Below are 25,248 nucleotides of genomic sequence, written 5' to 3' on the forward strand. Positions count from 1 at the left end.
ACAGATTGAAATGAGACGAGGCAGAATGGTTGTGTGAGTGTTATCAGTAAAGGAGTCTGAAAAAGACATGTGAAGTAACGGTAAAGCCGGTCAATTAACGAAGGAAGGTGCAAGAGCAATCGTGCAGAGAACTTCCGGGTTAGTTGCCCGGTTTTTTGTTTTCCCCAAAGTATTACAACCAGCCCCATTTTTTTGTACTTTAACCGGCCTAACCCGGAAACTTTACCTGAATTGCGAATACCAATTTGTCTGCTGCTCTGCCTGGTTACGCTTTCCGTAACGGCCCAGAAAAAGAACGACGCTTACCAGTTACATATGCGCAAAGCCACGTCTGCCATAAAGATCGACGGCATCGTGGACGAGCAGGCCTGGCAGGATGCGGACTCCGCTTCCGACTTCTACATGATCCTCCCCATGGATACCAGTTTTGCCAAAGTGCGCACAGATGTGAAAATGACTTACGACCAGCAGAACATCTACCTTCTTGTGATCAACTACAACGGCGCGCCCGGCCCCTACATGGTGGAATCGCTGCGCCGGGATTTCGCTTTTCTCAAGAACGACAACTTCCTCCTGTTCATGGATCCGTTCGACGACCAGACCAATGGCTTCTCCTTCGGCGCCAATGCCGCCGGGGCGCAGTGGGACGGGCTGATGTACGAAGGCGGAAAAGTGGATCTCAGCTGGGACAACAAATGGCGCTCCGCCGTGAAGAATTACCCGGACAGGTGGGTGTTTGAAGCCGTCATTCCTTTTAAGACCATCCGTTATAAAAAGGGGATCACCCGCTGGGGCATCAATTTTGGCCGCAACGACCTGAAGACCACCGAAAAAAGCAGCTGGGCGCCCGTGCCCCGGCAATTCCCTTCCGCTTCACTGGCCTATACCGGCGTACTGGTGTGGGATGTGCCGCCGCCGGACCCGGGCACCAATATCTCCCTTATCCCTTACGTGCTGGGCGGTATCAATAAAGATTATACGAACGGCAAACCTGAAAAATGGCGACGCGACGCAGGGCTGGACGCCAAGATCGCCGTCACTTCCTCCCTCAACCTGGACCTTACCGTAAACCCGGACTTCTCGCAGGTGGACGTGGACAAACAAGTGACGAATCTGGACCGTTTCGAGCTGTTCTTTCCCGAACGGCGGCAGTTTTTCCTGGAGAACGGCGACCAGTTCACCAACTTCGGCTATTCCACCATCCGGCCCTTCTTCTCCCGCCGCATCGGCCTGGGCGTGCCCATTCATTTCGGTGCGCGGCTGAGCGGCAAGCTGAACAAGAACTGGCGGATGGGATTGATGAATATGCAGACCGGCAGCCAGGGAGAAACCGCGCTTCCTGCGCAGAACTTTACCGTGGCGGCTTTGCAGCGGAAGGTGTTTGCACGGTCCAACGTCGGTTTTATTTTCATCAACAAAGAATCCATCAATTATAACCCTGATAACGTGGAGGCCGGAAAGCCCGTCTATTCCCGATTCAACCGCAATTTCGGGCTGGAATACAACCTGGCTTCCGCGAATAATTTCTGGACCGGGAAGGCGCTTGTGCTGCGGTCCTTCAGTCCCGGCACGAGCGGCAAAGACTACGTGCATGCCGCCAATCTGCAATACACCAGCCGCACCTGGAACATTGGCTGGCAGCACGAATACGTGGGCAGCAACTACAAAGCCGAAGTCGGTTACGTGCCCCGCACGGGCTTCATCAGGCTTGCACCGCAGGTTACCCGCCTGTTCTTCCCGAAAAAAGGCCCATTGCTCAGCCACGGCCCGCAGCTCACTTCTTCCAACTTCTTCACGGAAAAGATGGAACGGACGGACAATGAGCTGATGCTCAACTACGGCCTTGTATTCCGCGCCCGCAACACGCTGAATGTATGGGCCAGCACCACTTATATCAAACTCCTTCAACCCTTCGACCCGCTGAACTACAACGTGCATTACCTGGCCACAGGTACCAAACACAGCTGGAGCACCGTGGGCGCGGATTATGTATCCAGGCCCCAGAGCCTGTTCACCTACTTGCTTTCAGCCCGTTACGGCGGGTATTATGCGGACGGGCAGCGGCTCACGCTCGGCGGCGAATTCGGTTACCGCTTTCAGCCTTACGTGAGCATTGCGCTCAGCTCCACCTACAACAACCTGCAGCTGCCGAAGCCCTGGGGCAACGAGGACTTCTGGCTGGTAGGGCCCCGGCTGGATGTGACCATGACCAACACCCTCTTTTTCACCGGCTTTATGCAGTACAATGAGCAGCTGAAGAACATCAATCTCAATACCCGCTTCCAGTGGCGTTACCGCCCCGCCTCCGACCTTTTCATTGTGTATACGGACAATTACCTGCCCGAGCCTTTCTATGTCAAAAACAGGGCGCTGGTGGTGAAACTCGTATACTGGCTGAACCTTTGAGGCATAAAAAATGCCGGCCGCAGAAGCAACCGGCCGCGTTACAAACCATGGTAAAACGATGAAAGCAGGCAGAACCGGGGGTAGCAGCCAACCCGGCCATGGCCTTTTTATCAGGTCAAAGGAAAGTTCGAAGGAAAAACCGGGAGCAGATGCTGCCCGGCTTTCGTTACCATTTATTGAACCTACTAAACACGCATTTTGATCAGCATCACCATACAAACGTGCCTACCGCACCCGCCGCAAGCTGGGGAGTGACGGTTTTGCCATTGTATTTGATATTGAAGGACTGCGTTGTAGTACCGTTATTCAGCACGATCAGCACTTTTTTCCCGTCCGGCGTTTTAAACGCTACGTTCTCCAGCGGCGCTTCGATATTAGAATCGATGCGCACGGAGCCCGGCCTTACAAATTTAGCGGCATGCGCGATAATGTAATACGCCACATTCCGCGTATAGTCGCTCCCGATAGTGACCGCGCCCAGGCAGCTGGTGCAGCCGCCTACCGTATGCGGCTTGTAATCCGCCGTGGCGGCAAGGTTCCACTCCAATACATTGCGGCACCAGTTGCGTGTTGCGCCAATTATTAACTGGCTTACGTGCCACGACAGATCTGCCGGGAAATTCCCCGGGCCGCCTACCCATTGCTCCGTGAAATACAGGTGCTTGTCCGGGTAAGCGTTATGCAAAGGCGTCAACGCGGTGATGCTGCCGCCGTACAGGTGGAACGCAGTGCCATCCACGTATTTATTGGCTTCGGGATCGTTGAGGATCGTAACGGGATAATCAGGACGGTCTGCATTATGATCGTAGATGATGATCTTTGTGGTAATGTTGGCAGCTTTAAATGCGGGGCCCAGGTGGTTTTTAATGAAATCTGCCTGCTCTGCCGCCTGCATTTCCATACTGGGATTGTTGCCGGGGTGCAGCGGCTCATTCTGGATCGTGATGGCGTCTATCGTAATGCCTTCCGCCTTCATGGCCTGCACGTATTTCACGAAGTATTGCGCGTACACGCCGTAATATTCAGGCTTAAGCTTGCCGCCCTTGGAGTTGTTGTTCGTCTTCATCCAGGTGGGCGGGCTCCAGGGAGAACCCATGATCTTTATGGCCGGGTTGATGGCGATGATCTTTTTCAGGATCGGCACCAGGTCCGTCTTCTCCATGTCGATGCTGAAATGCTGCAGGCCGGGATCCGTTTGCCCAGCCGGCAGATCGTTGTAGCTGAAGGGCGCCACGCTCAGGTCGGATGCGCCGATGCTGATGCGCAGGTAGCTCACGCCGATAAACGTACTGTCCCAGCGGAACAGCTCGTTCAGCAACGCTTCTTTTTTGTCCGCCGCCAAACCGTTGATGAGCGTGGCGCTGCCGCCGGTAAGCGTGTAGCCGAAGCCGTCTATTCCCTGGTAGGTCTTGCTGTCGTCTACCGTAATTACCGGATATTGGTTAAGCGCATCGGAGAACACCAGCGGTGTTTGCTGCTGTTTGAACAATACCGACCGGTCGCCGGTCGTGAGCCAGAAAGCCACGTCGGATTTAACGGGCCTGGGCTCTCCCGGCCCGGGATTGTCATGGTCTTTCCCGCCGCCCTTGCAACTGACGATCCCCAGTATGCAGGCCAGCGCGGTCAGTTTTATGCTTTGTATCATTTTTCGATCATTTTATAGACCCGCACGTAGTCGATCTCCATTTTGGCGGGAAACACGGAATCATCCACACCCTGCGCGCCGCCCCAGTTACCACCCACCGCGATGTTCAGCAGGAAGTGGAATCTTTTGTCGAAAGGCCAGGCAGCGGAACCTTTTTGCTCGTTCACGAAAGTGAACAGCAGCTGGTCGTCGATATACCCGCGGATGGCATACGGCGTCCAGTCCACACGGTAGAGGTGAAACTCTTCCATGGCTTTGTTCACCGTGCGTTTCGAGGTCTTCTGGGTGCCGATGGAATGGTTGTAAGCCTCCGTATGCACGCTGATGTGCACCATATTCGGGTCGTAGCCTACGTGTTCCATGATGTCTATTTCGCCGGACTTGGGCCAGTCGCCATAAGCCCAGTCTGTAGGCAGCATCCAGATAGCGGGCCAGGTGCCTTTTCCTTCCGGCAGTTTGGCTTTCACTTCAAAGCGGCCGTACAGGAAATCGCCTTTGCCTTTGGAAATGAGGCGGGTGCTGGTGTAGTTCCTGTTCTGGTAAGTTTCTTTTTTTGCGGTAATGGTCAACAGGCCGTTGCCTACTGAAGCGTTCTCTTCGCGGCGGGTGTAATACTGCAGCTCGTTGTTGCCCCAGCCTCCCCCGCCTTCGTCGTAGCCCCATTTGGTATTATCGGGCAGGCCGGCGTAGTTGAACTCGTCCGCCCACATGGGGGTGGTTTCGAAGGTCCAGCCTTTATCCACCGGTGTGGGCGGGATGTATGGCGGCGGCGCCGGGTCATTCTTTTTTCCGCCGCATGCGAAGATGTGGATGCCCAGCAGCAGCACCGGGATGTAGTTGATTGCTTTCATATCGGAAAAGGAAAATATATGCAGGGCCGGGACAACCGGCCCTGCATGGATGAACTATTGCACAGCTTCAATGAACTTGACATTGTCGATGGTGATGCCGTTCGGGCCGAAAGTGCCTGCGCCGCCACATCCGCCTTTGATCAGCATATACACTTTACCCGATGCCGCAAAGGTGACCTTGCCGCCTTTGTCTTTACCGGTGCCGTCGCAGCCGATCACCGCCAGGTCTCCCTCAAAATCCGCGATGCCGCAACCGGCCCAGGTGTTGATGGAATTCCATTTGTTGCCGGAGTAATCGGAACCCTGCGCAGGGGCCGTGGTGCCAAAGATCACTTCGAACCAGGTTTCCGCCGCGCCGCCGCCTTTCACGATGCCGGAGAAGGTGTATTCAACATCCTTTTTCACGGTCAGTTCCTGGTAAATGGCGCCATTGCTGCCACCCGGCTGGTTCACGAATTTAAGCTTTCCGCCGGTGAAGGTGATGGAAGTTTGCGGGCCGCCGGTGTTCAGGATGGTCCAGTGCGCTTCGGCGCCGGGTTCCATGTTGCCGCCTTTCAGGATATCCACGCCCGGCATATCCTGTGCGATGGTCACTTTCTGCGAAGAGGAAGAGGAACCGCCGGCACCATATGCTACCAGCGAAACAGTATACTCCCCTTTTTTGCTGAAGGTGAGCGTGTCAACTTTTTTCCAGGACACGGGGCTCGCGCCGCCGTTGTACCAGGTGTAGGAAAATGCGCCGGTGGTGGTGTTCTGCAAGGCCACTTTATTGGGATTGCCGGCCAGCACCGTTGCGGTAAAACTTACGGCGGGCTTGGCGCCCAGCGTCAGATTTTCGGAATCAGGCGTGCAGGATGCGAGCAGCAGCACGGATGCTGCAATATATATGATCGGTTTCATTAGGTACAATTTTTTTGATGAATTACAAGTCGCCACCCCATTCTTTGTTCTGCCTCATTTTGGTGCTTTGCAGCTCATGGAAGGGAATCGGGAATACATAGTGTTTGTTCGCATCGAAGCCGCGGCCGGCAAGCGCTGCGGCTGCCCTGCCCGTGCGGATCAGGTCGAAGAACCTGATGCCTTCGCCGGCAAACTCCAGTCTCCTTTCTTCAAAAATATTGTCGATCGTCGCATTCCTCGCGCCCAGGCCTACCCTGGCGCGCACGGCGTTCATCAGCGCGTAGGCGCGTGTGCCGGGGCCGCCGCCCTGGCCGCTCATTACCAGCGCTTCGGCTTCCATGAGGTAGGTGTCCGCCAGGCGGATGTCATACTTATTCTGCGGGAAGTTCAGCTCCATGGTGCCGCTGGCGGGCCTGTTAGACTGGCGGCCTGCGAATTTTTCCAGGAAGTAGCCGGTATTGTCGTGGCCTTTTTCGTAGGTGGCAAATCCGTTTTTCTCAAGGCTGTCCACATCTGCCACGGTATACCTGAAGCGGGGATCGAAATGGATGAAATCGTAGAAATCTTTGGTGAACACCAGGAAGCTCCAGCCTGAAACGTAATCAGGCGCGCCGGGCTTGGGGTTGTAGCCGCGTGGCCCCACGAGGATGTTGAGCACATTGCCCTCCGTGCAGGATACGCAGCCCCAGCCGCCGTTGGATTGGGAAGAATAGCCGATCTCGAAAACGGATTCGCTGTTGTATTTGAACTCGGGTTTGGATTTGAAGAGGTCCGCGAAATTAGGCAGCAACTGGTAACCGTAGGTTGGGCTGGGCTGACCGGGCGTAACACCGTTCACCAGCGCCAGTTCCGCGGCAGCTTCAGCCCATTTTTTCTGGTAGAGGTATACCTTACCGAGCATGGCGTGCGCGGTGCCTTTGGTTACACGGCCCCTGTCTTCGTTGCTCACAATACGGTCCGGCATAGTAGGCTCGGCAATAGCGGCTTTAATATCATCTTCGATCTGTTTCCACACGTCGGCCGGCGGCGCCTGCACTACTTCGCGCATTTCAGCGGTGGTAAGCGGCCGGGTGATCAGCGGGATGTTTTTGAACATGCGCAGCAGGTCGAAATAAAAATAACCGCGCAGGAACTTTGCTTCCGCGGTGAAGCGGGCTTTGCTGGCCTCGTTCATAGGCACTTCGGGGAGCTTTTCCAGCAGCTTGTTCGCCCGGAAGATACCGGAAAATCCCTTACGCCACAGCTCGTTATGGGGGCCGATCTCGGGCGTGAGCGTCCATCGGGTCACGACCTGCAGATCGTTGATGTCGCTGGGTCCGCCGCCGCCCGCACGCTGATCGTCGCTGGCTGCGTTGGCCATGCCTTCGCGGGTCACGTAACCGTTGCCCTGCCAGCCCACCACGTCGTAAATGGCTACCAGTCCCTGGCGGGCCTGCGCTTCATTCTTGTAAAAGTTCACTTCCATGTCCGTTCCCTTCAGATCCGGTTCCAGGAAGCTTTCGCTGCAGGCGCTGAATAACGTGATGCCCGCCAGCGCATATATGATCGGAAAATATTTTTGTTTCATTTTCATCAGCTTTTAATCATTAATAAGTGAAGTTCAGGCCAACCATGAATGTACGTGCCTGCGGATAGATACCGCGGTCGATGCTGAGCACGCCGCCGCCGATCTCAGGATCGTAGCCGGTGTACTTGGTGAAGGTGATGAGGTTTTCGCTCATAACGTGAACGCGTACACGCTCAAACCCGGCTTTGTTCACGAGGCGGGCAGGCAGGGTGTAACCGATCTGCAGCACCTTCAGGCGCCAGTAGTCGCCGTCTTCCAGGTAGAATTCGGAAGGGTTGGTGAAGTTCTTGTTATCGTCTTTGCTGGAAAGGCGGGGATAGCTGTTGGTGGAGCCTTCGCCGGTCCAGCGGCCGAGGGCTTTACGCTGCCAGTTAGCCGTCATGATATCGAGCCTGCGCAGGCCCTGGAATATCTGGTTGCCGGCCGCGCCCTGTGCAAATACCACGAGGTCGAAGCCTTTATAGGCCGCATTCAGCGTCATACCGTACATCCAGTTGGGCGTGGGGTTGCCGATGTAGTCCCGGTCGTCGTTGGTAATAACGCCGTCGCCGTTACGGTCCTGCCAGCGGAAATCGCCGGGTTTGGCATTGGGCTGTATCCTGGCGCCGCTCTTGTTCACGTAAGCATCAATTTCAGCCTGGTTCTGGAAAACGCCCAGGGTCTTGAACATATAAAACGCATTGAACGGCTGGCCCACCTCGGTACGGGTAATGGCGCTCATGGTCTGGAAAGACGCCTGGCCCACGGTAATGAACTTCACGTTATCGCCGATAAAAGTAACCTCGTTCTTGGTATAGCTCACGTTACCGTTCACGCTGAATTCAAATTCACCCAGGCTGTTGCGGTAGCCTAAGGCCAACTCCAGGCCTTTGTTTTCCATGCTGCCCACGTTGTCTGCCGGGTTGCCCGCAGCGCCCATGTACCAGGGAATGTCCGGGTACATCAGGATGTCTTTGGAGAGCTTTTTGAACCAGTCGAACTCAATGGTGAAATTCTTAAAGAGCAATGCTTCGAAACCTACGTTAGACTGCCTTGTTTCCTCCCATTTCAGGTCCGGGTTGGCCGGGGCATTGGGGCTGGAACCTGCTTCCGCCAGGTCTGAATTGCCGAGCGTGTAATTACGGCCGCTGCCTACGGTGGCGAGGTATGCGCCATCGCCGATGTTATCGTTGCCCACTACGCCGTAACCGCCGCGGAACTTCAACATCTCCACGACGTTGTTCTGCGGCCAGAAGGCTTCTTTGGTGGGCACCCAGCCCAGTGAGAAGGACGGGAATACGCCGTATTTATTGTTCGCGCCAAAACGGCTGGAACCATCGCGGCGAATAATGCCTTCCACCAGGTATTTTTCGTCGTAAGCATAGTTCACGCGCGCAAAGAGCGACGCAATGGTGTGCTCGATGCCTTCGCTGCCGTCTGAAAGGCGGTTGGGATTGGTCACTTTATAGTTGAGGGACGCTTCCTTGAAGGTTTGCGCGGGCACGTTCTGGAATGTCACGGAAGTGGCGCGGCTGCGGTTGTCCATATAAGCGCCCTGGCCCAGCAATATGGTAAAGCTGTGCGCCTTGATGTCTTTGGAGTACGACAGCGTGTTCTCGAAGTTGTAGTTGAACACGGAATTGTTGGTGCGCTGGAACGAGTTGTTGGCCGGGTTGTTGGAACTGTTCAGGAAAAACAGCGGCGTGAAGGATTCGCTGCCCCAGAAAGCGATCTTGGAACCCATGGTAGACCGCAGGCGCAGGCCTTTGATCGGTTCGGCCTCCAGGTAAACGTTGCCTACTGCGTTGTGGCTCCATCCGTAGTTGCCCACGCGGGTGGAAATATATGCCAGCGGGTTGGTCATTTCCTGGCCAACGATCGTGGAAATGCCGTATGCACGGCCCTGCGCGTCTCTTCTTAATTTGGCTTCGTTGCCCGCGTAAGGCACGCCCGCCAGCCTGGCGGGGTCGGTTTCGATCACCGGCGTAATGGGATCCAGGTTGATGGCGGAGCTTAAAGGACCGCCGAATTCGCTGTTGGTATTGCCCAGGCCTATGGACTTATCGTATGCATAGCCGATGTTTTCGCCGAAGGTGAGCCAGGGAGTGATTTTATAGGTGGAATTGAGCCGGAGGTTGAAACGTTTGTAGCGGGAGATGTCCGTTGCTACAATGCCTTCCTGGTCCAGGTAACCGAACGAGGTATAGAAGGTGGACTTTTCGCCGCCGCCGCTGATGCTCAGCTCGTGGTTCATGCGTTTGGCGCCGTTGTTGAAGATGGTAGCCTGCCAATCTGTACCCTTGCCATAGGAAGCGGGATCGGCAAACACAGGCGCACCGCCGCCGTTCACGGATTGTTCGTTGCGCAGGGTGGCATACTCAGTCGCATTCAGCATGTCCAGCTTGCGGGCGGGCTGCGAGGTGCCATAGTAGCCGTTGTAGCTGATGGTCAGTTTACCGGCCTTGCCTTTTTTAGTGGTCACCAGTATAACGCCGGAAGCGGCACGGGCACCGTAGATCGCCTGTGAGGCCGCATCTTTCAGCACCTGGATGGATTCGATGTCGTTCTGGTTGAGGTAACCGATGCCGCCGTTGTCTACTACCACCCCGTCTATCACCCACAGCGGGTCGTTGTTGTTAAAAGTAGTGATGCCACGCACGCGAACGGTGGCCGCGGAGCCGGGCTGGCCGGAGTTGGAGGCGATGGTAACGCCCGCGGTACGGCCCTGCAGCGCCTGCTCGATGCGGTTGATAGGCATGCCTTCCAGGTCTTTGGCGCGAACGCTGGAGATAGCGCCCGTTACCACGGCCTTTTTCTGGGTGCCGTAACCCACCACTACCGTTTCGGTGAGGGAGGTTTCAGAAAGCGCCAGCTGCACGTTGAGCGTAGAACCGCCGATGGCCTGCGTTTTGGATGAATAACCCAGGATGCTGAACACCAGCGTGACGTTCTTGTTGGGCACTTTGAGCGTATACCGGCCGTCTCCGTCTGTGGATGTACCGGTATTGGTGCCGTTGATGCGCACGGTGGCGCCCGGGAGAGGATCTCCCGTTTCGGTGGTCACACGGCCCGATATGGTGATGGCGGTATCGGCCGCAATGGGCTTCAGATCGGCAGACATAGGCTGGATAACGATCTTCTGGCCTTCGAAGGAAAAAGAAACAGGCTGGTTCAGCAGGAGCATGTTCATCGCCTGTCTTACCGGCATATCCTTTATGTCAATATTTACCCTGCTTGTTTTAGCCAGCAGGCTTTCATCGTAAACGATCGAGATTCCTGCCTGCCGCGCGATTTCTTTCAGCACCTTTTTCAGGGGAGCATTCCTTTCCTTAAGTGTGATCTGCTGCGAGAAGCCTTTTGCGCTGATTTGCAAACAAGCTACGAGCAGCAAAAAGGTGGTGAGTTTCATAACCAAGTAGAATTTACTGAATGCGTCCCGCTTTTTACCGACCCGGAAAAAATCGATGAAAGCGTTGTAAAACGGGGCTGAGTTCCAGGCAAAGGAATCTCCGCCACTAAAGTTAAATTTCATACTTTTGTAGTGTTTGGGAATTACGAGATATAAGTTCTGAAGACTGATGTCGGTATAACCCATCCTATTTCCGGGAGTGTTGCAAGCGCTTCCGGTTTTTTTATGGGTCAGCGCCGGTTAGCTTGTAGTGGATTTTTTCATAACGAGCGTGTTTAGTTTAGTTTATGGTACGTGGATAATCATTGTTGGTCATAGCCTGCCTGCCAATCTATCGTACGATCAGTTTGCGGCCCTGAAGGTTAAAGCTGGCCCCGTTGGCCTCGAGCATATTCAAAAGTTCAGAAAGCGGAAGATTGCGGCTGATGCGCCCTCCATAGGTCTTAGCCCGGTTGTGGGCGGTAATATCCATATCGATATCAATATCATACCAGCGGGAAGCCTGGCGCATGATGTCCGCCAGGTTCGCGTTGTCGAATTCAAAGAAACCGGTCTTCCATGCTATCACCTGCTGTATATCCGCGGGCTCCACGTAAATGCAGCCGGTGGAATACTCCATCCTCGCCTGCTGTCCGGGTTTCAGCATCACGTCTTTCACTCTCACGGCCCCTTCCACCAGCGTGGTGTTCATAGACTTCTCGTCGGGGTACGCCATTACGTCGAAGCCTGTACCCAGCACCTCCACATCCAGCGTTTTGGTTTTTACGATAAAGGGATGCTCTGCGTCTTTATGCACATCAAAATACCCCTGACCTTCCAGCTCCACCAGCCGCTGCCCGCCCGAGAAGGCGGTGGGGTAACGCAGTTTGGAAGCGGAATTGAGCCAGACGCGGCTGCCGTCCGGCAATACGATGGTAAACTGGCCGCCGCGCGGCACTGATAAAATGTTGTAACCTACAGCCTGGCCGGCGTTATCCGCATTGTATTCCACCTGTCCGTTCTGCAATTGCACCAGCGTTTGCCCCTGGTGTATCACCTGGTTGCCCGCACTGTCCAGCGTGATGGTGCTGCCATCCGCCAGCGTGAGCACGGCTTTTGCGCTGCCGGGAGCGATATCTTTCGGAGCGGCGGGTGTTTTGGAAACGGCAACCGGAGCAGGCCGGCTGCTCTCCGGCAAAAACAGGTACATGGCGCCCGCAGCCAGCAGCAGCAAAACTGAAGCGGCGGCCAGCCAGATGCGGCGGTTGCGCATACGCAGCACACGGGGAGCACTGATCTGTTGCAGGAGGCGCGCTTCCATACGGTCGCTGATCTCCTGGTCTATAGTTGGCTGGTCCGCAAGTACTTGTGGGAATTCTTCCTGCATCTTACGCAAAAGCGTCCGGTGATGGCCGGTAGCCTGCAGCCAGGATATCAGCGCTTCCGCCTCGCCGGGCGTGCATTTGCCATCCAGGTATTGCTGCAGCAGTTTCTCGTGTGGATCAGTGGAATGTGACATACTAACGGTACAGTTTCATGTGTACCTGTTAATAATATCCGGAAATACTCCCCGAGGGTACCTCCCCTAGAAAATATTTTTTTGCAGGAAAAGGATGGTAAGGGTAACGCCGCCGTAGCGGAACACGTAATCGTGGATGAAACGCATGCTGAGCACCATGTGTTTCTTGACGGCATTGCGGGAAATGCCGAGTATTTCCGCCGCTTCGTCGTAGCTGCGGCCTTCCTGCCGGCAGAGGCGGAATACGTTGAGCCGCTGTGGCGGCATATGGTTGAGGGCTTCGTGGAAAAGACGGTCGTATTCCTTGTTATCCAGCTGCTCGGGCTGCACGGCTTCACCTCCGTTCAGCCGCGCCAGTACCTGCTCCCGCAGCACGCGGTCTGTGGCCACTTTCTGCAGGGTTTTGAAAACGTGGTTGCGGGCAATCTTATAAAGGTAAGCGGTAAAAGGACGCTCGGGGTCTATCCTCCCCCTGATCTCCCATATTTTCAAAAAGACATCATGCACAAGGTCCTCCGAGAGGGAAGGTATCTTGCAATAACGTAGAATATAAACATAAAGCGAAGGGTGATACTGACGGTAAACCGAGGTGAAAGCATCTTCGTCTCCCCGTTTCATCCGTTCCAGCAGTTCCTTGCCGGATAGATTGCTACCCATAACGATCCTTTGATTTTGGTTTGTCCAGCCTTTTTATAACATGTGTTATAACTGTAAATCTAATTAAATTCATGAAATCAGCAAATCAAGTGGCATTTATACGTTTATTTCATCCTTTCGTATCTTTATAAAGATGAGTAAGATTAAATTAAGTGTGCTGGACCAGTCTGTAGTAAGAAACGGCAGCAACACAAGGGAAACCCTGCTGGAAACCAAAGCTCTCGCGCAACTGACGGACAGTCTCGGATACGAACGGTTCTGGGTGTCTGAGCATCATAATATCGCCAATATAGCCGGCACCACGCCGGAAGTGCTGATGGCTTACCTGGGCGCGGAAACGCAGCAGATCCGCCTCGGCGCGGCAGGCATTATGTTGCCCAACCACAGTTCGCTGAAGGTCGCGGAGAATTTCAGGATGCTGGAAGCGCTGTTCCCGGGACGGATAGACCTCGGCATTGGCCGCGCGCCGGGCGGGGACCGGCTTACGGCCCGCCTGCTGAACCCGCAGAATACTTTCAGCGAGCAGGACTTCATTCAGCAGATCGTTGACCTGCAGCACTTCCTGACAGACAATGCGCCTCCCGGCAGTATTTACGAGAAAGTAAAAGCCCTTCCACAGGCCTCTACCGCGCCGCCCATGTGGCTGCTCACTTCCAGCGGGGGCAGCGCCAACATTGCCGCGCATTTCGGAACGGCGCTTTCTTTCGCGCAGTTCATCAATCCCAACGGCGGCCCCGAAACCGTGGCGCATTACCGCGAACGTTTCAGGCCATCGCCTTCGCTGGCAGCGCCGCTGGCCAACGTAGGCATCTTCGGGTTCTGTTCCGAAAGCGAAGAGCTGGTGGACAGGTGGCAGACCATCATGGACTACCGCATCCTCAACATCGAGCGGGGAAGGGATACGCCCCTGCCCGCTTATGAAGAGATTGCGGACATGGAATACATGCCGGACGAACAGTTGCGCGTGAACTACAACCGCGGGAGAATGATATGCGGCACACCGAAGCAGATGAAAGAAAAGATCGAAAAGATGTGCGCAGATTACGGTGTGAGCGAGATCGTGATCAGCACCATGTCCGAGAACGCGGAAGAGCGGATGGAATCTTTCCGGCTGCTGGCTAAAACATTTGAGCTGAAGCCGCGCGCCGCACTTTAACATTTTGCTAAGGTTACTTTTCCGGGAACGGCGTATCAACAGGAAATCTATTCTTATGCGCAGTTCCTCCATGCTGTGGGTACTCATTCCCATACTGACCCTCTATGCCTGTTCCAATGCGGGTAATATCAAATTTGAAACTTCCACCCAAAACAAATCCGAAGCGTATGCAGACAGTGCCGCTGCCGCGCCATCAACGCCTTCCGATGCGCGCAAACGCATCAAAACGGCGGACCTCCGCTGCCGGGTGAGCGATGTCGTAAGCGCTACCGCCAACATCGAAAAGCTGGTCACCTCCGTGAACGGCATCGTGGTGGAAAGCCATCTCAGGAATGAACAAAGCTCATCCCACGAGTTCGCCTACTCCATCGATTCGCTGAAGCGTGTAACGCGTTACATACCCGTGGCCACTCTTACGCTGAAAGTGCCCGCGCCTTACATGGACACAGTGGTGCGCGCGCTCACCGCTTCGGCCAGCCTCATCAGCCACCGCATGCTGAAAGACACGGATGTTACGCTGGAGCACCTCCGCAACCAGCTGCACAACAAAGCCGACGAAACGCCCGCCCGGAAAGTGGATCATACAAAACCGGAAAAAGAGCTGGACATCACGCGTTATGAAGATGCAAAGAAAGACGCAGTGATAGACCGTACGATCAACAACATGGCTATCGACGAAAAGGTGATGTACTCTTCCATTACCGTGGAGCTGTTCCAGCCCGAGGTGGCAGACATACAGGTGGTGCTCAACCCCGAACGGCTGTCGCGCCCGCCGCTGGCTACCGCGGCTGTTGTGGCGCTGAACCGCGGCGCGGAATTCTTCAGGGCCGTGCTCCTCTTTTTCCTCAGCGTCTGGCCGGCGTTTGTTTTCGGCGCGCTGGGCTGGTTTGTTTACAGGAAGCTGGGATTGAAGCGGTAAACGAAATGCCGGGATGTTGTTGCATCCCGGCATTTTAATGTAGCTGCATGCAGTTCAAATAATGATCATCCACTTCAACATTCTACCGGGAGCGCTATATGCAAAATATTCCTGCAACTGAGCGGGGAATTCGTTAAATTCCTGTGTAAATCGGCGTTATGTCTATGTTTTTTGTTGATCCGGATATTTCAAAAGCGAAAACGATACATACTGATTTTTACAACAGCCCGGCAGTGTTCGCATTCACCAGGCAACGCATCTTCGGCCCTTCCTGGCAATATGTGGGAGATGCAGGCCTGCTGCGCGATCCGGGCCACTGCCATCCTTTCACGTTCATGGAGCAGTTCGTGGAAGAGCCGCTGGTGCTCACGAAAGACCAGCAATCCGGTATCCGCTGCCTCAGCAACGTTTGCACCCACCGCGGCGCCATTATCGTGAACGAACCTTGTAAGCTTTCACAGCTGCGCTGCCGGTACCACGGCCGCGTGTTCGGCCTCAACGGCCGGTTCCAGAGCATGCCGGAGTTCAAAGAAGTAAAAGATTTTCCTTCCCCGCAGGACGATCTTACCGAACTGCCGCTCTTCCGCTGGGGCTCCATGCTGTTCGCCTCCCTGCAACCCGGTAACGATCATCTCCCTTATTTCCGGGATATGATGGAACGCATCAGCTGGATGCCCATCGATGAATTTGTGTACCGGCCGGAACTGACCAAACATTATTTTATTAAAGCCAATTGGGCGTTGTATTGCGAGAATTACCTCGAAGGATTTCATATTCCCTTTGTGCATGCGGGTTTAAACGCCGTGATCGATTACGGGAATTACGCCACCGAGCTGTTTCCCTGGAGCAACCTGCAGCTGGGCATGGCGAAAGACGAAGAGGATTGTTTCGATCTGCCCCCCTCCTCGCCTGATTACGGGAAAAAGGTGGCGGCTTATTATTTCTATGTTTTTCCCAACATGATGTTCAACTTCTATCCCTGGGGCCTGAGCATCAATATCGTAAAACCTTTAACGACCGGCACCTGCAAGGTCACGTTCCTGACCTACGTATGGAAAGACCGGCTGTACAACACGGGCGCGGGTTCCAACCTGCATACCGTTGAAATGGAGGACGAGGCCGTAGTGGAAGCCGTGCAAAAGGGCGTGCGCTCGCGTTTTTACGGGCATGGGCGGTACTCGGTCACCCGCGAGCAGGGAACGCATCACTTCCACCGTATGCTCAGCTCATTGATGCAGGACTATGCTGGCTGAACGCCATAAAATAAATTACCTCGCCGCTACAGCAATAGTGGTCGGCAGCATCATTGGTTCCGGCATCTTCATGAAGCCCGCTACCATGGCCGCGCAATTGCAATCGCCCGGCTGGCTCACGCTGGTCTGGATCATCGGTGGACTGTTCTCGCTGGCCGGTGCGCTGGTTTTTGCGGAGATCGGCGCCATGTTTCCCAGTACGGGCGGGCTGTACGTGTACTACCGGCGGATGTTTGGCGATTTTTTCGGTTTCCTGTACGGCTGGGCCGGCTTCACTGTGCTGAACACCGCGTCTGTGGCCGCCATTGCTTTCGTATGTGCGCAATACCTGAATTATTTCCTGCATGTGCCGGACCTCCCGCCTGGTATGGCCAATGCGGTGACGTTGCATCTTCCCTTCCTGGGCACTTTATATCCCTTGCAGAACGCCGGCGTAAAGCTGCTGGCAGTGGGGCTTGTGCTGGGACTTACCTTCCTGAATTACCTCAGCCTGAAAGCGGGCAGCTGGCTGCAGGTGCTGAGCACCCTGCTGAAGATCGTGGTGGTGGCGCTGCTCGTGTTCGGCATCTTTTTTTCCGGCAAAGGCGACCTGCAAAACTTCGTAACCGGCTCCCCTGTGCCGGGCACGCTTTTCAGCGGCTTTATCGCCGCCCTCACGGGCGCTTTTATGGCTTATGACGGATGGATCAATGTAACCTTTGTGGCCGGTGAAATGAAGGACCCGCAAAGGAACATCCCACGGAGCCTCTTTACCGGCGTGGTGATCTGCATACTGGTATACCTGCTGGTGAACCAGGCCTATCTCTACGTACTGCCGGTACACGTTATGGCCGGGTCGCCCCTGGTAGCGGCGGACGCCATTGCGGTGGCGCTGGGCACAACAGGCAGCAGCATTGTAGCCGCACTGATCGTGATATGTACGATCGGTGCCATCAACGGTAATACCATGGCGGTTTGCAGGGTTACTTATGCAATGGGGAAAGACGGGCTGTTTTTTCACTGGGCGGGCAGGGAACACCCGCGGTATCTTACGCCCGGCAACGCGCTCTGGCTGCATGGCATATGGGGCTCGCTGCTCGTGGTCAGCGGTTCGTTCGACATGCTGGCGGATATGTTCACCTTCATTGCCTGGGTGGTATATCTCTTTGGCGCTGTCGGCCTCTTCCTGCTGCGTTCCAGAATGCCGGGGCATCCGCGCCCTTACAAAGCCTGGGGCTACCCTGTGCTGCCGGCACTGTTCATTTGTTTTGCAGGTTTTTATGTCGTGAGCACCATCTGGAATGATGTAACACGGTACATTGCAGGCCAGGCGCCGGTGGTCAATTCGCTGCTGGGCCTTGCCATTACGGCGTTGGGAGCGCCGGTGTACGCATATTTCAGCTGGAAAAAGAAACGCTTATTGCGCCCTCATGAGTAATACCGGGTCGCATTTGTAATATGCCCGGAAAGCATTCATGAAACTGCCTGCGCTTTTAAACCCTGTCTTGTCAGCGATCATACCAAAGGAAGCCTTTGTGTGCATCATGGAATGGTAAGCCAGGCGAAAACGCTGGTCCAGCTGGAACTGCCTGATAGTGCAGCCAAACATTGCCTGAAAACCTTTGTGCAGCACGGCGGCGCTGATCCCGAACATCCCGGCCATTTGTTTTACGGTATGCTGGTCAACATAATTTTTCTTCAGGTAATTGAAACATTCTTCTACTTTTTCCCGGTCGCGTTCGGAAAGGCGATGGACCGGCTTGTCCATCATTCCTTCGAATATCCGCAGCAGGTTGACGGAGAGGCGGCGGAGATAAAAATCCGCGGCATCGCCAATGTAGCGGCAGGTCAGGATGTCCCGTACTATCGGCCAGGTCACTTCATTTAGCGGAAGCGATGTTTTATTTACCTTCCCGTCCGCTTTCATGATCCTTTTATCCTTCAGCCCGGCCAGTTCAGGAAAGCACTTCACCAGCTCTTTTACTTTTTTCGGCTGGATGTTGATATGCAGGCTCAGGAAGCCCTGGTTCTTCTGCAACGGCGCTTCGTTCGGGTAACGCGTAAGATTAAACAGGTCCATAAAGCCGCTGCCGAGCAAAACAGGTTTGCCGTCTTTGATCATGGTGATCACGTCGCTGCCGAGCATTACATGAAGGATGATGTTGCGGAACGGCGTTTGCGGGCGGAGCAGCATATCTTTTTTCGGGTACACGGTTTGCAGCCAGAGCGAAAACAATTCCAGCGGGATCTGCTGGGTTACTATCCTGCAACATTTGTCCTCTTCATATTCCACGATCGAACACTTCAGCAGCCCTTTCAGGAGGTCGGCTGGCAAAGTGGCCACGGGTATCGTTTTCCGGTTTTCGTATTCATCGATCCACATGTCGTGTACAGGTAATGGTTGGTTTTTCATCTTTAGATGTTTAATTTTTAAAGATTTCTATTCATACCTGCTAAACGGAGAAAATATTGGAGCGGTGTTTCCCGGGATAATAACAAATTACATCTCGTACATTCTTCTATAATTAAAGACAAGATTTCGGGAAAAAAAGGTGAAACTTTTCGAAAATATTTTTCATCTATTCACTGCGATGCAAACGCAGTGATGGCGGGGAATTCCCTGCACCGGCACAAGTCAGCTTACGCACATAACCCTCGCGTCAGACTTGCGCCAGCGTGCCGGGCCAATAAAAAATCCCGTCCTGGCTGAGAGCCGGACGGGATTTTTTATATAATCTGCAAACGTTACTTCAGGGAATTGATCCATCCCGCGATCTTTAATGCATCGCTTTTTGGCACCTGCGGCATGGGCGGCATTTCTGTAGCGTAGCCCGGCCAGTTTTCAGGGTTGGGGTTGTAGATCAGCTTCACCATCATTTCGTTGGTGTACCTCTTTTTGGCAATGTCCTTAAACGCCGGGCCCACCTGTTTTTTCTCCGCATTGTGGCAGGCGCTGCAGGTATATTTTGCGAGCAGCGGCTTTACTTCTTCGAAGGTGGCCACTTTGGGCGCTGCCTTTGCAGCGGTTTCAGCGGGCTTGGCGGTGGTTTTGCCTGCCGTCGTTTTGGCTTTGGCAGCGGCGGCTTTCGCGGCAGCTTCTTCCGCGGCCTTCGTTTCGGCGGCGGAGTTGCGCGTGCTCACTTCGCTCATAGCCAGCTTCGGGCCTTCGGGGATATTGTTCAGCGTATAATATCCTGAGGGGTGCACCAGTGAATAGAACTGGTCGCGGGCGCGCACGCCTTCCAGCGTGATGTTATGAATGTAGTACTGGCGCAGGTTATCTACGATGATCCGCACTTTCATGCCATCGTCAGACACTTTCACACCTTTTACATTACATTTTTCGGTGTTCACGGTAGGACTGCCATACACCGGGTGATATTTATAAATGAAACTTTCCACGGAGTAGGAAGCAAGGTCTTCAGCGGATTTTTTATCCACCGGCAGGGTGAACTCTATCTCGAAACCGTCGGGCATTGCTTTTACCGTCTGCATTTCAAAAGGGATGCGGTTGTTCCACACCAGGCGCTGCAGGCCTTCGTTCGCATCGCCGGCAGAACCCCAGCCACGGTTGGTCTCGCCTACAAACAAGGAGCCGTCGTTGCCCCAGGCCATGCGCAGCACGCCGCTCTGGAAGCCGCCGCGGAAGTCGAACGCAACGCCCTGGTATTCGCCGTTCACTTTTTCCATCACCACGCGCATGATCTTGCTCTGGCCCTGGTCGCCCACCAGCACCTGGCCGGCAAAGGGACCGAAAGTACCTTCGGGGATAGGCAGTATCTCTGAGTTGGAAATACCCAGCACACCGTGCGGCAGCCATACTGCGGGTGTTTTCAGCTGCGGTATCGCTTTTTTCACCTCGTACATGGTCTTGAATTTTTCATCCACCACGTTCTCCGGTTTAACGGCACGGCCTTCGGCGTTGCGCGTTCTGCGCTGATCCACCTGGGCATAAACCTGCTCTTCCGTCAGCTTCAGCGGTGAGTTGGGCAGGGTGGTCCAGCGGAGACCCGCGGGGTGCCCAACGAAGTCGCCTTTTTTCACCTGCCATACGCCGCCCGAGCCCATCCAGTCGCCCTGGTTCTCTGAATAGAACAGTTCGCCGTTGATCATGCCGAGGCCGCAGGGAGAGCGCATGCCGGTAGCCCAGGGTTCCATCGTGGAACCGTCCGCCGAAATGTGCATCATCCAGCCGCGCCAGGGAACGCGGCTTTCACCGCGCCACCATTCCTCGTTACCGAAAGCCACGTTGCCGGATACGAAAAACGATCCGTCGGGCGCCAGTTTCGGGCCGAAGCTGTATTCATGATAGTGGCCTGAGATAGGCCATGCATATACGGTCTCATACACGTCGGCCCTGCCGTCCATGTTCGTGTCTTCCAGCCGGGTGAGCTCGCCGCGCTGTGCACAGTAGAGGGAACCGTTTTTATACGCAAGACCAAGTATCTCGTGCAGGCCGCTGGCGAATTTGCGGAAGAAAGGCCTGCGGCTGGTGGGATTTTCAACGATGAACACGTCGCCGCGGCGGGTAGCCACGCCCAGGTCGCCATTGGGCAGCACGGTCAGGCCGCCTACTTCCAGCAGGGTGCCTTCCGGCGCGCTCATCTTCATGATCCTGAAATAATCTTCTTCCTTCGGCGTTTCCTGCGCCTGTGCCGGTAGTTGTGCAATGAGCGGCAACAGGTATATCGCCGCTTTCTTTATGATATTTTTCATACTGGTGTCTGTCAGTAAAGTTGGTTAGAAAAGGATAGAATAGCTGAGCTTGCCTTTCACGGGGATGATCAGTTCTTTTTTGCCTGCCGCATCGCGCACGATGGGTTTGGCTCCGCCGGCGTCCTGCAGTTGCAGGTACCAGGCTTTTCCATCCACGAGGTACAGGTTCTTGTCCAGCGCTTCGATCTGTGCGCCTTCCGCGAGCTTGGCATAGAGATCAGCCGCCGGTTCTGAAACGGTCAGTTCGCGGCTGAGGCCGTGGCCGTCTTCAAACACACGGATGGCATCGGTAACGGTGCTGCCGTGGATCTGGTAACGGAAGGTGGGCCTGTCGTTTTCATCCAGCACATATCCTTTGGGGCGGTAACCGCTGCCGGTAGAATCCGCGTTCCATGCGTCCTGCTGGGAAGCAAGCCTGCCGAGGGTAAAGAACGGCGTGCCGAAACGCTGGATGGCTCCCTGCGGGCGTGCGGTACCGTTGCCCCTTTCATGCCACATAGGCGTGGTTTCAAGGAAGCGGCCGCGCCATACCTGTACCAGCATGCCTTTATCCATATCGTAAGTGTAATGCACTTTTTCAGGACTGCCTACCGACACTGCGTGAACCACTTTCTGCTGGCTGCCCGGCACGTCGATAAAACTGCGGAGAATGGTGTTCTGGTCCGCGTTTACCATGATCGGGTCGGTATCGTCGGGCGTAATGGCGTCGCCGGTGTAAAAGTCGCGCACGCCGGGGCCGGAAATGACCATGCCCAGCGAGGGGTTGCCCCATTCGCCGGAACGCGCATAAACGATCTCGATGGGCACCTCGCCTGCGGGTAGCTGTACTTTACCGCGGTTCTGGCCGAATTCGGTGACGTTCTTGCCGTTTATTTTTATGAATCCGCCGCCGCCCTGCATGCTGAGGCCGAGGTTATATTCGCCGGCTTCTTTCACATTCAGTGTGCCGGTGTATTGCAGCACGTACTCTGGCGACAAGGGGCCTGCGTTGGCCGTCAATACCTTTGAAGCGCCTGTTGCCCGCGGTTTGGCGGTGAGGAACAGGTCTTTAGTATACCGTCCGCCAAACACGCTGTATTGCAGCGCGGAAAGTTCGGGACGGGGAGTTTTGAATTCCCTGATGGAAATGTTGCGGAAGGCAACTGCGCCATGATCGCCCTGGATGCGGATGGGGCCGGTCGCTTTTTCGTCGCCGCCGCCGATGGAGCCGCGGGTGGGGCCTTCCAGCACAACATTTTCGTGGATGAGCACGCCGTTCAGCTCTGCGCGGATAATGCGGGCATTTTCAATTTTGTTGCCTGAGGCGTCGAAGCGGGGCGCCTGGAAAGACACTTTCAGGTGCTGCCAGAGGCCGGGAGCCTTGCTGGCGTTCTGGCGCGGGGCGTAGCCCTGGTAGCCTTTCTGGCCTTCGGGCTTGCTGTCGTCCCAGCGTTCGTAAATACCGCCGTTGTCGCCCGGGCGTGGATTGGCAACGCCCCAGCTGTCCAGCAGCTGGAGTTCGTAGCGGCCCTGGAAGTAGATGCCTGAGTTGGAACCTTCCGCCATCATGTAATCCAGTTCCAGGTCTATGTCCCCGAATTCCTGGCTGGTGAAAAGATCCTGCCCGTGCTGCTTTTTACCCGGGAGGTTTACAAGAACGCCGGCGCCTTTGGAGGTTTCGAGCACGTTGGGTTTACCGAGGCGTGCCTGAACGTCTGAGGCGAGCTGCCAGCTGCTGCCTGGCTGCCTGAAGGCGGATAAATCCTGCAAGGGCCATTGGGCGGACTGTGCCGCCGCCGGCTGGCTGAGAGCCAGGCCTGCGCCGCATGCATACAAAAAGCCGATCCATGACCGGCCCGGTTTGCTGTTTTTCGATCTGTGTACCATAGTTGCGGTAAAATATAAAATGTTTTGTTTGCTAAAACGATTTTGTTACGGATGGTAAAGACATTTCCTTATGCAAACCATTGCAGAGCGTGGCTACAAGGGTTTGGCTCAAAAATCATTTATACAGACGGAGGTATGGGGAGGGATTTACCAATGGGGGGATAAAAAAGGCGGAATGTTTGCAGGAATGCCTGCCCCTCTCCTGCTGGCGTTTCCGGCTTTAACCGTGCAACTGCCCAGGCCAACAGCGAATGTTCCGTTGAACGAGCAGAACAAAGTATCCCGCTGATGGCGGGCTGCATGCCTTCCCGGGTGGTGCAGCGGCGAGTATGACAACCGGCAACAAAAAAGGCAGGCCGCATTCCTGCGGCCTGCCTGGCATATCATAAGGGAACTTATTTGAAGTGTAAAGCGCCTGCGTCATCGAAATAATAATCGATCACGGTGGTGGATTTCAGCTGCTCGAGGAATACTTTCAGCGCGGTGCTTTTGTCCAGCCGGCCGGTGAAAACCTGCCTGGCCACTTCTTCCCCGTCCATTTTTATCTCTACGCCGTACCAGCGGCTGATGACGCCGCTGATGTCTGCCAGGCGGGTGTCTTCGAACCAGAACCAGCCCTTGCGCCAGCTGAGGGTCTGCTCTTCGGCGAAGGAAGTTTCCTGCATGCTGCCCGTGGGGGTGATCACGGCCTGGCGTCCGGGTTTCAGCAGCATGGCCTGTTCGCCCTGGCGTACCTGTACGGCGCCGGTGAGCAGGGACACTTTTACTTTGCTGCTGTCGTAACTGTTCACGTTGAAGCTGGTGCCCAGCACTTCTACCCTGCCATTGGGCGTTTCCACGATAAAGGGGTGGCCGGGGTCCGGGACTACTTCAAAAAAAGCTTCGCCGTGAATGGTGACTTTTCTTTCCGGGCCGGTGAATGCGAACGGGAAAGTGAGCTTAGAAGCCGCATTCAGCCAAACGACGGAACCGTCGGGCAGGGCCACGCGGTAGTCCATGCCGGTAGGCACTTCCAGCTCGTTATAGCCGCCGGGTGCGGGTGCGTCTGCTGCCACCAGCAGGCTGTCTTTCTCCAGGCTGAATCCCTTTTGGGCGGAAGAGGCCGGCTGGCCGGGGCTGAGCTGCTGCCCGTCCGCCAGGGTAAGCCGGATGCCCGCTGTTGGCGGGGTGGTGGTTTGAGGAAGCGGATCGCGGCCGGGCAGCAGCATGAATACGCCAATGGCGATGGCGGCTGCTGCGGCGGCGTATTGCCATTTGAATATTTTCCTGCGAAGGGGAAGCGGTTTCCAGCGGATCTGGTCTGCCGCGGCGAATTGATTATCCAGGTGCTCCTTCGGGAACCGGGAACGGTATTCTTCCCAGGCGGCCCGCGTTGGCGGGTCGGATTCTATCAGGTGGCAAAGACGGGCGTCATCTTCCGGCGATATAATGCCGGCCAGTTTTTCGCTCATCAATTGGAAAATATGCTCTTCTTCCGGAATGTTCATAATATATTAAAGACAAGATTTAAGGGAGTATGGGTGAATGGCCCGTCCCGGTTTTTGAGAGAAAGGAAGCCGGCTTATGCTGACAGCGGGTGAAAATGTCATTCATCGCGGTTCTTTAGTGCGAGCCGCAGGTCTTTCAAGGCCAGGATCATGTGTTTTTTAACGGTTTCTTCGCTGACGTTGAGCATGGCGGCGATCTGCCGGCGGGTATAATTAAAGAGGTAACCCAATTTAAATACTTTCGACCGGATGGGCGGCAGTTTGGCGATGGCTTCCCTGAGTTGTTGCTGTAGTTCGGAATTCTCCAGCTGGTTGTAGGAAACGGACAGCTCTGTGTGTTGCAACATTTGTTCGTTGCGTTTGCGGGCGACTTTGTCGCGCTGTAGTTTATTGAGGCAGCGGTTGCGGACGCTGATGAAGAGGTAGTTCTTCAGATGCTGGATATCATCAAACTGCCGTTGTTCCATTCGTTGCCAGAATTCGATAAAAAATTCCTGCACCACTTCTTCCGCATCGGCTTCATTCTGGAGGATGCCGAGGGCGGCGATCCAGAGCCATTTGCGGTAAGAGGTGTAAACTTCATCGAAAGCCTCGCTGTCGCCGGCTTTCAGCCTTTCCAATAAGTTCATTTGTTGATCTGCTGTCATGCCAAGTATGAATCAACCCACGCGGCAAAATAAATTCAACCTGCACATATAAAGCGCCGGGTGGAAAAAAATAAAGATTAATTAATGATGGAGAAAAAGGTTAGCTAAACCGGAAGGATGATGCTGTGGCGAAGATAATACTTTCTTTTAAAAAATAACTTTATCTGTGTTAACCTGAGCGTTCCATTCCCGTTATGAGAATCTCTTTGAAGCTCATAACAATTCCTTTACATAGCGGATTCACCCGTAAGGAAATTTATTATGTCTTAATAGTAATAAAGCGTTAGCGTCGATGTGAATGTAATTGTATTAA

At 54.8% G+C, this 25,248-nt stretch carries 18 protein-coding genes; 6 read left to right on the top strand and 12 right to left on the bottom strand.

Going from position 1 to position 25,248, the window contains the following annotated elements; all coding sequences use genetic code 11:
• Nucleotides 1–231 precede the first annotated feature (231 nt).
• Entirely contained in the window at nt 232–2,406 is a 2,175-nt protein-coding gene (locus ACTJIK_RS17745; RefSeq protein ID WP_440648516.1) for a DUF5916 domain-containing protein, read from the top strand.
• Nucleotides 2,407–2,614: 208 nt separating this feature from the next.
• On the opposite strand, the gene ACTJIK_RS17750 is transcribed toward ACTJIK_RS17745, so the two are convergent.
• The 7 genes from ACTJIK_RS17750 to ACTJIK_RS17780 form a co-directional block, all read right to left on the bottom strand.
• Nucleotides 2,615–4,051: a glycoside hydrolase family 30 protein gene (locus ACTJIK_RS17750; RefSeq protein WP_440648517.1), complete on the bottom strand. Its 1,437-nt coding sequence runs from the start codon at nt 4,049–4,051 to the stop codon at nt 2,615–2,617.
• Entirely contained in the window at nt 4,048–4,902 is an 855-nt protein-coding gene (locus tag ACTJIK_RS17755; protein WP_440648519.1) for a glycoside hydrolase family 16 protein, read from the bottom strand. Before ACTJIK_RS17755 ends, ACTJIK_RS17750 begins: the two co-directional genes overlap by 4 nt.
• 54 nt (nt 4,903–4,956) lie before the next feature.
• Nucleotides 4,957–5,802: a hypothetical protein gene (locus ACTJIK_RS17760; RefSeq protein ID WP_440648521.1), complete on the bottom strand. Its 846-nt coding sequence runs from the start codon at nt 5,800–5,802 to the stop codon at nt 4,957–4,959.
• Nucleotides 5,803–5,824: 22 nt separating this feature from the next.
• Nucleotides 5,825–7,369 carry a RagB/SusD family nutrient uptake outer membrane protein gene (locus ACTJIK_RS17765; RefSeq protein ID WP_440648523.1) on the bottom strand — a complete coding sequence of 515 codons (1,545 nt, stop codon included), beginning with the start codon at nt 7,367–7,369 and terminating at the stop codon, nt 5,825–5,827.
• A gap of 19 nt (nt 7,370–7,388) precedes the next feature.
• The gene (locus ACTJIK_RS17770; protein ID WP_440648525.1) at nt 7,389–10,757 is read right to left on the bottom strand and encodes a TonB-dependent receptor; all 3,369 of its coding nucleotides are present in this window, start codon (nt 10,755–10,757) and stop codon (nt 7,389–7,391) included.
• A gap of 331 nt (nt 10,758–11,088) precedes the next feature.
• Nucleotides 11,089–12,255 carry a FecR domain-containing protein gene (locus tag ACTJIK_RS17775; protein ID WP_440648527.1) on the bottom strand — a complete coding sequence of 389 codons (1,167 nt, stop codon included), beginning with the start codon at nt 12,253–12,255 and terminating at the stop codon, nt 11,089–11,091.
• 66 nt (nt 12,256–12,321) lie between these two features.
• Nucleotides 12,322–12,912, bottom strand: a complete 591-nt coding sequence (locus ACTJIK_RS17780; RefSeq protein WP_440648529.1) for an RNA polymerase sigma factor — start codon at nt 12,910–12,912, stop codon at nt 12,322–12,324.
• A gap of 133 nt (nt 12,913–13,045) precedes the next feature.
• Between ACTJIK_RS17780 and ACTJIK_RS17785 the strand changes: the two genes are divergently transcribed.
• The 4 genes from ACTJIK_RS17785 to ACTJIK_RS17800 all read left to right on the top strand — a co-directional run bounded on the left by ACTJIK_RS17785 (nt 13,046) and on the right by ACTJIK_RS17800 (nt 17,657).
• The gene (locus ACTJIK_RS17785) at nt 13,046–14,068 is read left to right on the top strand and encodes an LLM class flavin-dependent oxidoreductase (protein WP_440648531.1); all 1,023 of its coding nucleotides are present in this window, start codon (nt 13,046–13,048) and stop codon (nt 14,066–14,068) included.
• Between the two features lie 55 nt (nt 14,069–14,123).
• The gene (locus tag ACTJIK_RS17790) at nt 14,124–14,987 is read left to right on the top strand and encodes a DUF4349 domain-containing protein (protein ID WP_440648533.1); all 864 of its coding nucleotides are present in this window, start codon (nt 14,124–14,126) and stop codon (nt 14,985–14,987) included.
• A 158-nt stretch (nt 14,988–15,145) separates the two neighbouring features.
• On the top strand, nt 15,146–16,240 hold the full coding sequence (locus ACTJIK_RS17795) for an aromatic ring-hydroxylating oxygenase subunit alpha (protein WP_440648535.1): 1,095 nt from the start codon (nt 15,146–15,148) through the stop codon (nt 16,238–16,240).
• On the top strand, nt 16,230–17,657 hold the full coding sequence (locus tag ACTJIK_RS17800; RefSeq protein WP_440648537.1) for an APC family permease: 1,428 nt from the start codon (nt 16,230–16,232) through the stop codon (nt 17,655–17,657). Before ACTJIK_RS17795 ends, ACTJIK_RS17800 begins: the two co-directional genes overlap by 11 nt.
• On the opposite strand, the gene ACTJIK_RS17805 is transcribed toward ACTJIK_RS17800, so the two are convergent.
• From ACTJIK_RS17805 to ACTJIK_RS17815, 3 genes are all read right to left on the bottom strand, one after another.
• Nucleotides 17,637–18,632, bottom strand: coding sequence for a helix-turn-helix transcriptional regulator (locus ACTJIK_RS17805; protein WP_440648539.1), 996 nt, complete (start codon nt 18,630–18,632; stop codon nt 17,637–17,639). The two genes, ACTJIK_RS17800 and ACTJIK_RS17805, sit on opposite strands and share 21 nt — an antisense overlap.
• 332 nt (nt 18,633–18,964) lie before the next feature.
• On the bottom strand, nt 18,965–20,935 hold the full coding sequence (locus tag ACTJIK_RS17810) for a hypothetical protein (protein ID WP_440648541.1): 1,971 nt from the start codon (nt 20,933–20,935) through the stop codon (nt 18,965–18,967).
• A 24-nt stretch (nt 20,936–20,959) separates the two neighbouring features.
• Nucleotides 20,960–22,801: a family 16 glycoside hydrolase gene (locus tag ACTJIK_RS17815; protein WP_440648543.1), complete on the bottom strand. Its 1,842-nt coding sequence runs from the start codon at nt 22,799–22,801 to the stop codon at nt 20,960–20,962.
• 70 nt (nt 22,802–22,871) lie between these two features.
• Here ACTJIK_RS17815 and ACTJIK_RS17820 point away from each other — a divergent pair, with 70 nt between their 5' ends.
• Entirely contained in the window at nt 22,872–23,090 is a 219-nt protein-coding gene (locus tag ACTJIK_RS17820; RefSeq protein WP_440648545.1) for a hypothetical protein, read from the top strand.
• Nucleotides 23,091–23,196: 106 nt separating this feature from the next.
• Here ACTJIK_RS17820 and ACTJIK_RS17825 read toward each other — a convergent pair whose 3' ends face one another.
• Together ACTJIK_RS17825 and ACTJIK_RS17830 are read right to left on the bottom strand one after the other, a co-directional pair.
• On the bottom strand, nt 23,197–24,288 hold the full coding sequence (locus tag ACTJIK_RS17825) for a FecR family protein (protein ID WP_440648547.1): 1,092 nt from the start codon (nt 24,286–24,288) through the stop codon (nt 23,197–23,199).
• A 98-nt stretch (nt 24,289–24,386) separates the two neighbouring features.
• The gene (locus tag ACTJIK_RS17830) at nt 24,387–24,935 is read right to left on the bottom strand and encodes an RNA polymerase sigma-70 factor (RefSeq protein ID WP_440648549.1); all 549 of its coding nucleotides are present in this window, start codon (nt 24,933–24,935) and stop codon (nt 24,387–24,389) included.
• Nucleotides 24,936–25,248: the final 313 nt, after the last annotated feature.

This window comes from Chitinophaga sp. 22620 (genome assembly GCF_052044405.1).
Lineage (GTDB): Bacteria > Bacteroidota > Bacteroidia > Chitinophagales > Chitinophagaceae > Chitinophaga.

Coding starts and splice junctions, on each gene's coding strand:
- ACTJIK_RS17830 (WP_440648549.1), bottom strand. CDS start 24,935: ATGACAGCAGATCAACAAATGAACTTATTGGAAAGGCTGAAAGCCGGC.
- ACTJIK_RS17810 (WP_440648541.1), bottom strand. CDS start 20,935: ATGAAAAATATCATAAAGAAAGCGGCGATATACCTGTTGCCGCTCATT.
- ACTJIK_RS17825 (WP_440648547.1), bottom strand. CDS start 24,288: ATGAACATTCCGGAAGAAGAGCATATTTTCCAATTGATGAGCGAAAAA.
- ACTJIK_RS17760 (WP_440648521.1), bottom strand. CDS start 5,802: ATGAAACCGATCATATATATTGCAGCATCCGTGCTGCTGCTCGCATCC.
- ACTJIK_RS17770 (WP_440648525.1), bottom strand. CDS start 10,757: ATGAAACTCACCACCTTTTTGCTGCTCGTAGCTTGTTTGCAAATCAGC.
- ACTJIK_RS17815 (WP_440648543.1), bottom strand. CDS start 22,801: ATGGTACACAGATCGAAAAACAGCAAACCGGGCCGGTCATGGATCGGC.
- ACTJIK_RS17795 (WP_440648535.1), top strand. CDS start 15,146: ATGTCTATGTTTTTTGTTGATCCGGATATTTCAAAAGCGAAAACGATA.
- ACTJIK_RS17775 (WP_440648527.1), bottom strand. CDS start 12,255: ATGTCACATTCCACTGATCCACACGAGAAACTGCTGCAGCAATACCTG.
- ACTJIK_RS17785 (WP_440648531.1), top strand. CDS start 13,046: ATGAGTAAGATTAAATTAAGTGTGCTGGACCAGTCTGTAGTAAGAAAC.
- ACTJIK_RS17780 (WP_440648529.1), bottom strand. CDS start 12,912: ATGGGTAGCAATCTATCCGGCAAGGAACTGCTGGAACGGATGAAACGG.
- ACTJIK_RS17755 (WP_440648519.1), bottom strand. CDS start 4,902: ATGAAAGCAATCAACTACATCCCGGTGCTGCTGCTGGGCATCCACATC.
- ACTJIK_RS17800 (WP_440648537.1), top strand. CDS start 16,230: ATGCTGGCTGAACGCCATAAAATAAATTACCTCGCCGCTACAGCAATA.
- ACTJIK_RS17765 (WP_440648523.1), bottom strand. CDS start 7,369: ATGAAACAAAAATATTTTCCGATCATATATGCGCTGGCGGGCATCACG.
- ACTJIK_RS17790 (WP_440648533.1), top strand. CDS start 14,124: ATGCGCAGTTCCTCCATGCTGTGGGTACTCATTCCCATACTGACCCTC.
- ACTJIK_RS17750 (WP_440648517.1), bottom strand. CDS start 4,051: ATGATACAAAGCATAAAACTGACCGCGCTGGCCTGCATACTGGGGATC.
- ACTJIK_RS17805 (WP_440648539.1), bottom strand. CDS start 18,632: ATGAAAAACCAACCATTACCTGTACACGACATGTGGATCGATGAATAC.
- ACTJIK_RS17820 (WP_440648545.1), top strand. CDS start 22,872: ATGCAAACCATTGCAGAGCGTGGCTACAAGGGTTTGGCTCAAAAATCA.